This window comes from Acidovorax kalamii (genome assembly GCF_002245625.1).
GTDB classification, from domain to species: Bacteria; Pseudomonadota; Gammaproteobacteria; order Burkholderiales; family Burkholderiaceae_C; genus Acidovorax; species Acidovorax kalamii.
In genome coordinates, this window is the sequence record NZ_NOIG01000006.1 from 415,896 (window position 1) to 428,657 (window position 12,762).

Below are 12,762 nucleotides of genomic sequence, written 5' to 3' on the forward strand. Positions count from 1 at the left end.
TTCAGGGGTCATCAGCAAGGCATGGCGGCGCTCTTGCGCGCGTAGTGCCACCAGGTGACGACGATGCACACGAGGTAGAAGGCGAAGAACGTCCACAGCGCGGCATGGGGGCTGCCAGTCAGCGCGATGGAGCTGCCGTAGCTCTTGGGAATGAAGAACCCGCCGTAGGCCGCCATGGCGGCCGTGAAGCCCAGCGTGGCGGCGCCCAGGGTGTTGCCTTCCTTGTTGGCCTGGGCCACAGCGGCCGTGTTGCGGGGGTCCACGCCGCGCATGGCTTCGGTCAGGAAGATCACGGGGATCATGCGGAAGGTGGAGCCGTTGCCGATGCCGGTGGTCATGAACAACACCAGGAAGCACACAAAGAAGCCGGCGAACTGGCCCTCATTGCCACCCGATGGCAGGAACACCGTGACACCCATCACGGCCACGGCCATGACGATGAAGTTCCACAGCGTGACGCGGGCACCGCCGAGCTTGTCGGCCAACCAGCCGCCAAAGGGCCGGATCACCGCACCCACCAGCGGGCCGAGCCAGGCATAGGCCAGCGGGTTGATGCCGGGGAACTGGCTCTTGATGAGCAGCGGAAAACCTGCTGCATAACCGATGAAAGAGCCGAAGGTGCCGAGGTACAGCACACACATCAGCCAGTTGTGCTTGCGGCGGAAGATGGCGGCCTGGGCGGCAAACGAGGCCTTGGCGTCAGCAATGTCGTTCATGCCGAACCACGCAGCCAGGGCGGTGATGGCAATCCAGGGCACCCAGATGAACGCGGCGTTCTGCGTCCACACCTGCGCGGTCTGGCCGTTCTTCACGATGGTCTGGGCATCACCCCCAAAAACTCCAAAGATGCCGGCCGTGACGACCAGGGGGCTCAGGAACTGAACCACCGACACGCCCAGGTTGCCCAGGCCCGCATTCACACCCAGCGCCGAGCCTTTGCGCTCCTTCGGAAAGAAGAAGCTGATGTTGGCCATGCTGGAGCTGAAGTTGCCGCCGCCCAGGCCACACAGCAGCGCCAGGATGAGCATGGTGGGGTAGGCCGTGGTGTTGTCCTGCACCGCAAAGCCGATGCCGATGGCGGGGATCAGCAGGCTCGCGGTGGAGATCGCCGTCCAGCGGCGGCCGCCGACCAGCGGCACCATGAACGAATAAAAGATGCGCAGCGTGGCGCCCGAAAGTGCGGGCGCTGCGGCCAGCCAGAACAGCTGGTTGGTCGAATACTTGAAGCCCAGGCCCGGCAGGCTCACGGCGACCACGCTCCAGACCTGCCAGATGGCAAAGGCCAGGAACAGCGCGGGCACCGAGATCCAGAGATTGAGCTTGGCGACGGCTTCGCCCTCGCGCTCCCAGAAGGTCTTGTCCTCCGGCGTCCAGAGGGTGAGCAGGCGCCCCTGGCGCCCGCTGGTGGTGGTGGCAGACATGGTGAGGTCCTTGGATAAAAATCAGCGGGCACCGGCAGCCAATGGCGCGGCGGCTTCCTGCGAGCCCATGACGGGCGTGCGGCGTACTTCGGTGAAGTACATCCAGATGAGCGAGACCCACACCACGCCATACATCAGCATGAAAGCGCTGGAGCGGATGCCGGTGAGGTCCATGAGGGCACCGAACAGGATGGGCAGGACGAAGCCGCCCATGCCACCGGCCAGGCCCACGATGCCGCTGATGGTCCCGATGTTGTGGGGGTAGTCGTCGCTGATGTACTTGAAGACGCTGGCCTTGCCGAAGGCCCAGCAGATGCCCAGCAGGAACATGAGGCCGGTAAAGACGTAGACGTTCAGGCCGATGTGGAAGGTCTGCGGGCCGTTGACGGTGAGGATGGTGAAGTCGGTCTGCGGGTAGCTCAGCAGGAACAGGCAGATCCAGCTCACCCACATCACCCACCAGGTCACGCTGTGGGCGCCGTACTTGTCACTCAACATGCCCCCGATGGCGCGCAGCACGCCGCCGGGCAGCGAGAAGCAGGCAGCCAACAATGCGGCCACACGGATGTCCAGGCCGTATTCGCCCACGTAGTACTGCACCATCCACAGCGACAGCGCTACATAGCCGCCAAACACGATGCTGTAGTACTGGCAGTACTTGAGCACCTTGGGGTCCTTGAGCGCCTTGAGCTGGTCGGTGAACTTGACGTTGCTGGGCACCAGGTGGGCCGGGTCGCTGTAGCTGAACAGCCAGAACAGCACCAGCGTGCCCAGCATGATGGCGGCGTACACCTGCGGCACCATGGTCCAGCCAAAGGCCACGAGGATCACCGGCGCCACGAATTTGTTGACGGCGGCGCCGGAGTTGCCCGCGCCGTACACGCCCATGGCCGTGCCCTGCCGATGCTTGGGAAACCAGCGCGCCACATACGGCGTGCCCACCGAGAACGAGCCGCCCGCCAGGCCCACGAACAGGCCGATGGTGAGGAAGTGCCAGTATTCGGTGGCGTAGCCCATCATCCAGATGGCGGGTACGGTGGTGGCCATCACGGCCGCCATCACGATGCGGCCGCCAAACTTGTCCGTCCAGATGCCCAGCGGCACCCGCACCAGCGAGCCGGTGAGCACGGGCATGGACATAAGCAGCCCGAACTGCGTGGAGTTCAGGTTGAGCATCTTCTTGATGGGGATGCCGATGACGCCGAACATCATCCAGACCATGAAGCAGACGGTGAAGGCGAAGGTGCTGACGATGAGCACCGACCAGGCCTGGCGGGTGCGCTGTGGGCTGTCGCCCGGGGGCAATGTGGTGTGTGCCATTGCGCGGTTCCTCTTCTTCTCTTGGGTATGGCGCTATGGTCGGTTTTCAGCCCCGCGCTGAACATCCTTCACAAGCACAGCCCGGCCACGGCAGAAGGAGTAGTCCCCCGGTGCGGCAGGGGGCGGGGCATCGTTCGAAAGGAGTAGGCGGGGACGCCGCAGCGGACCCGCCCCGGGGCACGAACGCGGGCCGACACACCGGCGGGCGGTGTGAAATACAAGAAAAAATGGGGCCTACCGCGCTATGGACAAGCCTCTTTAGCTATATATTTAATAGCATAAAAGCACCACAGCATGCGTTGCGCTGCGGTGCAGCGCGGCCCGCCCTACTCCGCGCGCTGGCGATCGGAGGCGTAGACCGCCGCCTGCACGCGCGAGCTGAGGCCCAGCTTGCGCAGGATGTGCTGCACATGGATCTTCACCGTGGTCTCGGCGATGTCCAGCGTGCGGGCGATTTCCTTGTTGCTGGCGCCGCGTGCAATCTCGCGCAGCACGTCTTCCTCGCGCGGGGACAGCTGCGCCACGGCGGCTGATGCATCGGGCGGCGCCACCTGCGGCGGCACAGGCATGGCAGGTGGCACCTCGGGCGCGCCCTGCGATTGGAACGCGGCCACCAGCTTGCCCATGAGCTCGGGGCTGACCACGGGCTCGCCCCGCGCTGCGCGGCGGATGGCCTCGGCCAGCAGGTCGCCTTCGATGGTCTTGAGCAGGTAGCCCTGCGCGCCGTTGCGCAGCGCGGCCGCCAGGTCTTGCCCGTCTTCGCTCACGGTGAGCATCAGCACGCGCGAGGCGGGCGCCACCTCGCGCAGGCCCCGGATCGCGTCCACGCCCATCACACCGGGCAGGTGGTTGTCGAGCAGGATCACCTGGGGCAATAGCTGCGGCGCCAGGCGCAGGGCCTCGGCGGCATCGCCCGCCTCACCCACCACCAGCAGGCCCGGGTCCTGCCCCAGCAGGGCGATCAGGCCCCGGCGGAACAGGGTGTGGTCGTCCACCACCAGCAGCGTCACCGGGGGCTGCGGCGCCAGGGCCTGCGGGGGCGTGGCCAGGGGCGTGGGGGCGGTAGAAAAGGGCATGGGCGGCAGATTCAGAAAAAACTAGAGCGCGGGAGCAGCCGCGGGGGTGGTGCCAACCGGGGTGGGGGGCGGCGAGTTGCCCGTGACCGCCCCCGTGGGCAGCTCGATGCATACGCGTGTGCCCTGGCCCGGGGCGGATTCGACCTGCAGCACGGCCCCCACGCGGTGGGCGCGCTCGCGCATGATGCCCAGGCCCACGTGCAGCGAGTCGGGCGGCACGGCGGCGATGTCAAAGCCCTGGCCGTTGTCCTGCACCTCAAAGCGCCAGCGGGGGTGGCGGTGCACGAGCAGGTCCACCCGCGTGGCGGCGGCGTGCTTGCGCACGTTCGACAGCGCCTCCTGCACCATGTGCAGCACCTGGATCTGCACGTCCTGCGCCAGCGGCAGGCCGTGGCCCACCATGCCCAGCGTGGTGACGATGCCGGTCTGGTGCTCGAACTTGGACAGCGTGGCACGCAGCGCCGATTCGATGTCTTCCTCGCTGGTGCGGGTGCGGAAGTGCACCAGCAGCTCGCGCACATCGGCATAACACTCGCGCACGCCCACGTCCAGCTCGCTGATGCTGCGGTCGCGCTTGGCCTCGTCGCCGCGCGACACGGCGTCGCGCAGCAGCTGGGTCTGGATCTTGAGGAAGGCCAGCGACTGGGCAATGGAGTCGTGCAGCTCGCGCGCGAGCAGGCTGCGCTCCTCGGCCACCGCCGCCTCGCGCTCCAGCGCGGTGGCGCGCAGGCCCTCCATGGCGCTGGCCAGGTGGCGGGTCATGGCTTCAAGCAGGTCGCGCAGCTCGTCGGTCATTTCCACCGGCGAGCGGAAGAACAGGTTGACCTCGCCCAACAGGCGCTGCTGCATCTGCACGGGGATGGTGACCATGGTCTCGAACCCCGCATCGCGGCAATGCGGCAGGGCCACCGCCGTGGACGGCGTGATGGGGATGACCCGCGTGCGCGCCTGCTCCTGCGGCTGGCCACACAGGCAGCTGCCGGTGTGCAGGCAATGCTCGCCCTCGGCCATGGCCTGGGGCAGGCCGTCGCCTGCAAGCAGCACATAGCGCTCGTTGGCCTCGTTGGACCAGCGCACGGCGGCGGCGTCGGCACCCGCCACGCGGCGGATCTGCTGCACAAAACCCTGCGCCAGCAGCTCCAGGCTGCCCGCCGTGCTGGCCAGCGCGCTCACCTCGTACAGCGCGGCCAGGCGCTGGTTCTGCACCGCAATGCTGGCGGTCTTCTCCTGCACCTTGTGTTCCAGGTCATCGTGCGACGCCTGCAGCGCGTGGGCCATGAGGTTGAAACCCGCAGAAAGCTGGCCGAACTCGTCGTCGGTGTCCACCGGCAGGCGTGTGCCCAGCTCGCCCTGGCGCAGCCGGGCCTGGGCCTGCTGCAGGCGCGCCACGGGGTTGATGACCAGCAGGTAGCTCACGGCCATGAAGGTGACGGCCGCCACGATGGCCAGCGCCATCATGAACAGCTGGAACAGGTGCAGCGCAGCCGTCCAGCCTGCAATCTGGATCTCGATGGCGTCCACAAAACCGTCCACCTGCTGCACAAACGCATCGGCCTGGGCCAGCGTATGCGCCCGGTCGGGCGGCTGCGGGGCCACCCAGCCGCTGCGTGCCTGGGCCCACTGGTTGCGGATGGAATCAAAGCGGGCGCGGGTCTCGTCGCTCCAGGGCACGAACAGGGGGCGCGAGGGGTCACCCGTGCGCAGCAGCTCCAGGCTGGCGTCGAACAGGCGGGCGCGCTCCTGCACGGCCTCGGCGGGTTCGGTCTGCAGCACCAGCACCATGCGCAGCATATTCATGCGCAAGCGGCCCGCCTCGTTCACGGCGGCGGCGCCGCCTTCGAGCTTCCAGGTCACCCACAGCGTGAGGCTGATGGACGCCAGCGCCACCAGCAAGAAGCCCGCGCCCAGGGCCAGGAGCTTGGTGGTGAGCGTGGGCTGGGTCCGCATCGGCGCAGTGTAGGCAGGGGGTGCTCGGCGTTTCTTGACCTGCGTCAAGCGCGGCCCGCGTAGCATCACCGCATGCAAAGACCCCTCCCTTCTTTCTTGCGCACCCGGCTCACCCGAGGTGCACGCGCCGCCGCCCTGGGCAGCGCCCTGCTGGTGCTGGCGGGTTGTGCGGGCACCCTGCCGCCCGCCGCCACGCGGGCCACCCCCTGGCCCGAGCGCCTGCACACGCTGCTGCCCGCCGATGTGCTGCTGCTGGGCGAGCAGCATGACGCGCCCGACCACCAGCGCCTGCAGCGCGAGGCCGTGCTGTGGCTGGCGGCACGCGGCCAGTTGGCGGCCCTGGTGATGGAGATGGCCGAGAGCGGGCACAGCACCCAGTCTCTGCCGCCGGGCGCCACCGAAGCCCAGGTGCAAGCCGCCCTGCAATGGAACGACGCCGCCTGGCCCTGGAAGGCCTATGGCCCGGTGGTGATGGCCGCCGTGGCGGCGGGGGTGCCCGTGCTGGGCGGCAACCTGCCCCGCGCCCAGATGCGCGCGGCCATGCAGGAGCCCGCCTGGGACCAGCACCTGCCCCCTGCCGCGCTGGCGCGCCAGATCACCGCCCTGCGCGACGGCCATTGCGGCCTGCTGCCCGAGTCACAGCTCGCGCCCATGGCGCGCATCCAGATCGCCCGCGACGCGAGCATGGCCCGCACCGCCCAGCAGGCGCTGCGCCCCGGCCAGACCGTGCTGCTGGTGGCCGGCGGCGGTCATGTGCTGCGCAGCCTGGGCGTGCCCACACACTGGCCTGAAAACTTGAGGTCAAAAGTGGCCCTTGCGCTCGTCCAGAAAGCCCAATCAGCTATCAAAACAGAAGCATCACAAGCTGCAGGCACTGTCGCCAATGCCCCGGCCGACGCCGACGCTGATGTGGTGATCGACACCCCGGCCCTGCCACCCCGCGATGCCTGCGCCGAGCTGCGCGAGCAGTGGCGCACGGCACCACGCGGCCAGCGCTGAGCGCCCGCCCCAGACCTACGGCACCGCAGGTGCAGATGTGTGCAGCGCGGGCTGCGGTGGCTGGGGCGGCTGTGCCCGCAGCAGCGCGGCAAAGCCCTCGGCGGGCAGCGGGCGGCTGCACAGATAGCCCTGGTAGGTGTCACAGCCCCGTTCGCGCAAGAAGGCCAGTTGCCCCTCGGTCTCCACCCCTTCGGCCAGCACCGACAGGCCCATGCTGTGCCCCATGGCGATGATGGCGGCGCTGATCGCCATGTCGTCCTCGCTCTGCGGGATGTCGCGGATGAAGCCCTGATCGATCTTGAGCACGTCGATGGGAAAACGCTTGAGCTGCGCCAGCGACGAGTAGCCCGTGCCGAAGTCATCCACCGCGATGCGCACCCCCAGCTCGCGCAGGCGCACCAGCATCTGGCGGGCCTCCTCGGTGCGCTCGGCCAGCGCGGTTTCGGTGATCTCCAGCTCCAGCAGCCGGGCCGGGAAGCCCGAGTCCGCCAGCGCAGCCGACGCGCAGCCCGCCAGGTCGGTGAGGTGGAACTGGCGCGGCGACACGTTCACGGCCAGCATCAGCTCGGGCAGGCCCGCATCGCGCCACGCCTGGCCCTGGCGGCAGACCTCGCGCAGCACCCATTCGCCCAGCGGGCCGATCACGCCCGAGGTCTCGGCCACGGGGATGAAACGCGCGGGCGAGATCAGCCCCTCCTGCGGGTCGTTCCAGCGCACCAGCGCCTCGGCGCCCAGGATGCGGCCGGTGGCAATGTCCACCTGCGGCTGGTAGTGCATCTGCAGATGGCCCTGCATCAGCGCCAGGCGCAGGCGCGACTCCAGCTCCAGCCGCTCGCGTGCGGCCTGGGTCATGGTCTCATGGAAGAAGCACCAGGCACCCCGCCCCCGGGCCTTGGCGCCATACACGGCCGCATGGGCGCCCTGCAGCAGCAGCTCGGTGGTGCTCGCATGGTCGGGGAACATGCAGATGCCCACACTCACCCCGGCCACCACCTCCAGCCCGTCGGGCGAACGCCAGGGCTCGGCCACGGCCTGGATCAGGTGCCGGGCCATGGCAGCCGCGCCGTCGGCATGGCGCAGGTGGCGCGCCACGACGGCCAGCTCGTCGCCCGCCATGCGGCCCAGCACATCGCCCGGGCGCAGGGCCGACTGCACCTGCCGCGCGATGTGCTTGAGCACTTCGTCGCCGATGGTGTGGCCGTAGCTGTCGTTCACGTCCTTGAAGCGGTCCAGGTTGAGCAGCAACACGGCAATGTTCTCACCGCTGGCGCGCGCCTCCTGCACGGTCAGCTCCAGCTGGTGCCCGAACCAGGTGCGGTTGGACAGGCCGGTGAGCGCGTCGTTGTGCGCCAGAAACTCCAGGCGCCGCTGCTGGGCCTTTTCTTCGGAGATGTCGGTGAACATGCACACGTAGTGCGTGATCTCTCCCGCCGGGTCGCGCACGGCCGACAGCGACATGTGCTCGGGGAAGATCTCGCCGTTCTTGCGGCGGTTCCAGATCTCGCCCTGCCAGTGGCCGGTGTCGAGCAGCGCGGCCCACATGGCCTCGTAAAAAGCTTGGTCGTGGCGGCCCGACTTGAAGACACGCGGGGTCTTGCCCAGCAGCTCTTCCTCGGTGTACCCGAGCAGCCGCGTGAAGGCGGCGTTCACGGACAGGATACGGCTGTGGGCATCGGTCACCACCACGCCCTCCATGGTGTTGTCCACCACGGTGGCGGCCAGCCGCTGGCGCGCCTCGCTGCGCTGCAGCGCGGCGCGCGCGGCCTTGATCTCGTCCAGATCCTGCACCACACACACCAGGTGGGCGGGCTCGTCGCTGTCCATCGGCACCCGGGTCACGGTGCACAACACGGGCACCGTGCGGCCGGTGTCCAGGCGCTGGCACTGGCGCTCGCCCACGTAGTGGTCGATCTCGCCCGCCATCAGGCGCTCCAGCTGGCGCATGGCCCAGTCGCGGTCCTGGGCCACCATCACGTCGCGGAAATTGAGGCTGAGCACCTGCATCAGCGTGCCCCCCAGCATCTCGACCAGGCGGTGGTTGGCCCACAGAAACTGCCCGTCCGGCGCCACACGCGCGATGCCTGCGGGCGCGTGGCGCACGATCTGCGTCAGCTCGCGCGCCATGGCCGTGCGCACCTTCTCGGCGCGGCGCATCCGCCGCAGCAGCCACCAGGCCAGGCCGCTGGTCAGCGCCACATAACCCCAGCCCTTCCAAGTCTGGAAGCGGGTCAGCAGCTCGGGGTCGGTGACCCAGTGGGCCAGCAAGGCGTCGCCCACGAACACCCAGGCCACACCCAGCACCAGGTACAGCAGCATGCCCCGCCAGGGGACCAGTGGTGGGGCATGCCCCTCTTCGCCCATCGAACTCCTTGGCTTGTGTCTACACGGTTCCACGGCGCCGGGCCCTTGCTGCGACAATTGCACAGCTATGACGACCAACGCCTACATCCTTACCCTGTCCTGCCCCGACCGCCTGGGGCTGGTGCACGCTGTCTCCGGCTTTCTGCTGGAGCACGGCGGCAACATCGAAGAAGCCGCACAGTACAACGACCACGCCACCGGCCTGTTCTTCATGCGGGTGCAGTTTGCCTGCGACCAGCACGACCACGCCACCCTCAAGTCCCGCCTGACGGCCTTTGCCGAGCCCTACCAGATGCGCTGGACGCTGCACGCCACGGCAGCCCCCATGAAAACCGTGCTCATGGTCAGCAAGGAAGGCCATTGCCTCAACGACCTGCTGTTCCGCTGGAAGAGTGGCCTGCTGCCCATCGACATCCGCGCCATCATCAGCAACCACCGCGACTTTTACCAGCTCGCGGCCAGCTACAACGTGCCGTTCCACCACATCCCGCTCACCGGCGCGACCAAGGCCCAGGCCGAGGCAAAACAGTTCGAGATTATCGAGGCCGAAGGGGCTGAACTGGTGGTGTTGGCCCGTTACATGCAGATACTTTCTCTTGACCTATGTCAAAAGTTGGCCGGTCGGGCAATCAACATCCACCACAGCTTCCTGCCCAGCTTCAAGGGCGCCAAGCCCTACTACCAGGCGCATGACCGGGGCGTGAAGCTGATTGGCGCCACGGCCCACTACGTGACGGCCGACCTGGACGAAGGCCCGATCATCGAGCAGGACGTGGCCCGCGCCGACCACACCGACACGGTGGAAGACCTCACGGCCCGCGGCCGCGACACCGAAAGCCAGGTGCTGGCCCGCGCCGTGAAGTGGCACAGCGAGCACCGGGTGATCCTGAACGGCCACAAGACCGTGATCTTTCGTTAGCACTCACTCTGCGCAGCCCCATGGCCACGGCACTCCCGTCGTCCTTCCTCAGCAGCGCGGCGCGGCGCATCCCGCCCATCCAGTGCCTGCTGACGTTTGAGGCGCTGGCCCGCCTGCGCAGCGTGACGCAAACAGCCGACGAGCTGTGCGTCACGCCCAGCGCCGTGAGCCACCGCGTCAAGCAGCTCGAACAGATCCTGGGCGTGCAGCTGTTTGGCCGGGCGGATTTTTCGCTCACCACCGAAGGCAGCGCCTACCTCGCCCATGTGCGCGAGGGGCTCACCGCGCTGCAGCGCTTTCCGGGCCAGGCGGCCGCACCCGGGCGGCGGCGGCTCAAGCTGGCCGTCACGCCCACGTTTGCACGCACCATCCTCATCCCGCGCCTGCGCCAGTTCACCGAGGCTTATCCGGAGATCGACCTGGCGCTGCAGGTGTCCATCCCGCTCTTGGACGTGGTGGCCGAAGACGCCGACCTGATGGTGCGCTTTGGCCCCGGCCACTATGCCGATGTGGAGCATGTGGAGCTGGCGCGCGACGTGGTCACGCCCCTGGCATCCCCCGCGTTCGTGCGCGAGCACGGCCCGTTCGACCGCCCCGAGGACCTGGAGGGTGTGCAGCTGCTGCGCAGCCCGCTGGAGCCCTGGCGCACCTGGTTTGCCCCCACGGGCCTGGACTGGGCCGAGCCCAGCGAGGGCTCGCAGTTCAACGACATCGGCCTGATGTGCGACGCCGCCGCTGCGGGCATGGGTGTGGCGCTGGTGCGCCTGAAGCTCGGCGCGCCCTGGCTGGAAAACGGCACGCTGGTGCGCCTGTTTGCCCACGACGCGCCCAGCCCCCACGCGCACTACCTGTGCTGGCGCACCGGCACCATGGACCGGTGGGAATGCGCCGCGTTCGCCGAGTGGCTGCGCAAGACCATGGCGTAACAGAAGCATCCCCCTGAGTCGCCTTTGGCGCCTTCCCCCTTCTGTCTGCTGCGCCGGGAAGGAGGACGCAGCCCTTGCTGCGGGGCGGCCCTTGCTCGGCGGCCCTCGCCCGAGCCGCGCCCTCCTCCACCAAGTTCGGGCGAAATTTGCCTCCAGCGCTTGCCCAACAAGCGCTAGCAGCTATCAATTGGTGAGCATTCAGGTGTTTTTCACAATCCCCTGCAGAAAAGCTCAAGCCCGGGCGCCCGGCCATCCCCTACAGTGGCGGCCATGAACACCGCCTCTTCCGCCCCTGCAGGCCCCACCCCCGCCGAGCGCGCCGCGCGCCAGGCCGAAGTTGTCCAGGCCCTGGGCCAGGCCGTGCCGGCACATGCCCTGCTCTGGCACAGCGAAGACACCACGCCGTATGAATGCGACGGCCTCACCGCCTACCGCCAGCGCCCGCTGGTGGTGTGCCTGCCCGAGACCTATGAAGAAGTGCAGGCCGTACTGCGCGCCTGCCACCGGCTGCAGGTGCCCGTGGTGGCACGGGGCGCGGGCACAGGCCTGTCGGGCGGCGCCATGCCGCACGCGATGGGCGTCACGCTGTCGCTGGCCAAGTTCAACCGCATCCTGAGCCTGAGCCCCGAAAGCCGCACGGCCGTGGTGCAAAGTGGCGTGCGCAACCTCGCCATCAGCGAGGCGGCGGCCCCTTACAACCTGTACTACGCCCCCGACCCCAGCAGCCAGATCGCCTGCACCATCGGGGGCAACGTGGCCGAAAACTCGGGCGGCGTGCACTGCCTCAAATACGGTCTCACCGTGCACAACGTGCTCAAGGTCAAGGGCTTCACGGTGGAAGGCGAGCCCGTGGAGTTTGGCAGCGAGGCGCTGGACAGCCCCGGCTACGACCTGCTGGCCGCCGTGATCGGCAGCGAGGGCATGCTGGCCGTGATCACCGAAGTGACGGTGCGCCTGATCCCCAAGCCCCAGCTCGCGCGCTGCATCATGGCCAGCTTTGACGACGTGCGCAAAGCGGGCGACGCCGTGGCCGCCGTCATCGCCGTCGGCATCATCCCCGCCGGCCTGGAGATGATGGACAAGCCCATGACCGCCGCCGTGGAAGACTTTGTGCATGCGGGCTACGACCTCACGGCCGAAGCCATCCTGCTGTGCGAAAGCGACGGCACGCCCGAAGAGGTGGAAGAAGAAATCGGCCGCATGAGCGAGGTGCTGCGCGCTGCAGGCGCCACCGCCATCAGCGTGAGCCGCGACGAGGCCGAGCGCCTGCGCTTCTGGAGCGGCCGCAAAAACGCCTTCCCCGCCAGCGGCCGCATCAGCCCCGACTACATGTGCATGGACTCGACCATCCCGCGCAAGCGCCTGGCCGACATCCTGCTCGCCATCCAGGAGATGGAAAAGAAGTACCAGCTGCGCTGCGCCAACGTGTTCCATGCGGGCGATGGCAACCTGCATCCTCTCATCCTGTTCGACGCGAACGACGCCGACCAGCTGCGCCGTTGCGAGCTGTTTGGTGCGGAGATTCTGGAAACCAGCGTGGCGATGGGCGGCACGGTGACGGGCGAACATGGCGTGGGCGTGGAGAAACTCAACAGCATGTGTGTGCAGTTTTCTGCGGAGGAGAACGCGCAGATGTTCGGGCTGAAACATGCGTTTGACCCGGCGGGGTTGTTGAACCCCGGGAAGGTGATTCCGACGTTGAACCGGTGTGCGGAGTACGGGAAGATGCTGGTGCGGGGGGGGCAGATCAAACATCCTGATCTACCGAGATTTTGAGGGCCAACGATCTCTAC

The 12,762-nt window shown here is 68.0% G+C and carries 9 protein-coding genes; 4 read left to right on the forward strand and 5 right to left on the reverse strand.

Features of this window, described 5'->3' with window-relative positions; genetic code table 11:
* Positions 1 to 11 precede the first annotated feature (11 nt).
* The 4 genes from CBY09_RS10715 to CBY09_RS10730 form a co-directional block, all read right to left on the reverse strand.
* Positions 12 to 1,421, reverse strand: coding sequence for a NarK family nitrate/nitrite MFS transporter (locus CBY09_RS10715; RefSeq protein ID WP_094289280.1), 1,410 nt, complete (start codon positions 1,419 to 1,421; stop codon positions 12 to 14).
* Between the two features lie 21 nt (positions 1,422 to 1,442).
* Positions 1,443 to 2,741, reverse strand: a complete 1,299-nt coding sequence (locus CBY09_RS10720; RefSeq protein ID WP_094289282.1) for an MFS transporter — start codon at positions 2,739 to 2,741, stop codon at positions 1,443 to 1,445.
* 326 nt (positions 2,742 to 3,067) lie between these two features.
* Positions 3,068 to 3,817 (reverse strand): response regulator, encoded by a 750-nt coding sequence (locus CBY09_RS10725; RefSeq protein ID WP_205734122.1) that lies wholly within the window; start codon positions 3,815 to 3,817, stop codon positions 3,068 to 3,070.
* 21 nt (positions 3,818 to 3,838) lie between these two features.
* Complete coding sequence (locus CBY09_RS10730; protein ID WP_240515674.1) at positions 3,839 to 5,764, reverse strand: type IV pili methyl-accepting chemotaxis transducer N-terminal domain-containing protein; 1,926 nt, start codon at positions 5,762 to 5,764, stop codon at positions 3,839 to 3,841.
* Between the two features lie 72 nt (positions 5,765 to 5,836).
* On the opposite strand from CBY09_RS10730, the gene CBY09_RS10735 reads away from it, so the two are divergent.
* A complete protein-coding gene (locus CBY09_RS10735) occupies positions 5,837 to 6,763 on the forward strand; it encodes a ChaN family lipoprotein (protein WP_094289284.1) in 927 nt (308 codons plus the stop codon).
* Between the two features lie 15 nt (positions 6,764 to 6,778).
* Here CBY09_RS10735 and CBY09_RS10740 read toward each other — a convergent pair whose 3' ends face one another.
* Positions 6,779 to 9,124 (reverse strand): putative bifunctional diguanylate cyclase/phosphodiesterase, encoded by a 2,346-nt coding sequence (locus CBY09_RS10740; protein WP_205734123.1) that lies wholly within the window; start codon positions 9,122 to 9,124, stop codon positions 6,779 to 6,781.
* A gap of 67 nt (positions 9,125 to 9,191) precedes the next feature.
* Here CBY09_RS10740 and purU point away from each other — a divergent pair, with 67 nt between their 5' ends.
* The 3 genes from purU to CBY09_RS10755 all read left to right on the forward strand — a co-directional run bounded on the left by purU (position 9,192) and on the right by CBY09_RS10755 (position 12,745).
* Positions 9,192 to 10,043, forward strand: coding sequence for a formyltetrahydrofolate deformylase (gene purU, locus CBY09_RS10745; protein ID WP_094289286.1), 852 nt, complete (start codon positions 9,192 to 9,194; stop codon positions 10,041 to 10,043).
* 20 nt (positions 10,044 to 10,063) lie between these two features.
* Entirely contained in the window at positions 10,064 to 10,969 is a 906-nt protein-coding gene (locus tag CBY09_RS10750; RefSeq protein ID WP_094289288.1) for a LysR substrate-binding domain-containing protein, read from the forward strand.
* Positions 10,970 to 11,239: 270 nt separating this feature from the next.
* A complete protein-coding gene (locus CBY09_RS10755; RefSeq protein WP_094289290.1) occupies positions 11,240 to 12,745 on the forward strand; it encodes an FAD-linked oxidase C-terminal domain-containing protein in 1,506 nt (501 codons plus the stop codon).
* Positions 12,746 to 12,762: the final 17 nt, after the last annotated feature.

Coding starts and splice junctions, on each gene's coding strand:
- CBY09_RS10715 (WP_094289280.1), bottom strand. CDS start 1,421: ATGTCTGCCACCACCACCAGCGGGCGCCAGGGGCGCCTGCTCACCCTC.
- CBY09_RS10720 (WP_094289282.1), bottom strand. CDS start 2,741: ATGGCACACACCACATTGCCCCCGGGCGACAGCCCACAGCGCACCCGC.
- CBY09_RS10725 (WP_205734122.1), bottom strand. CDS start 3,817: ATGCCCTTTTCTACCGCCCCCACGCCCCTGGCCACGCCCCCGCAGGCC.
- CBY09_RS10730 (WP_240515674.1), bottom strand. CDS start 5,764: ATGCGGACCCAGCCCACGCTCACCACCAAGCTCCTGGCCCTGGGCGCG.
- CBY09_RS10735 (WP_094289284.1), top strand. CDS start 5,837: ATGCAAAGACCCCTCCCTTCTTTCTTGCGCACCCGGCTCACCCGAGGT.
- CBY09_RS10740 (WP_205734123.1), bottom strand. CDS start 9,124: ATGGGCGAAGAGGGGCATGCCCCACCACTGGTCCCCTGGCGGGGCATG.
- purU (WP_094289286.1), top strand. CDS start 9,192: ATGACGACCAACGCCTACATCCTTACCCTGTCCTGCCCCGACCGCCTG.
- CBY09_RS10750 (WP_094289288.1), top strand. CDS start 10,064: ATGGCCACGGCACTCCCGTCGTCCTTCCTCAGCAGCGCGGCGCGGCGC.
- CBY09_RS10755 (WP_094289290.1), top strand. CDS start 11,240: ATGAACACCGCCTCTTCCGCCCCTGCAGGCCCCACCCCCGCCGAGCGC.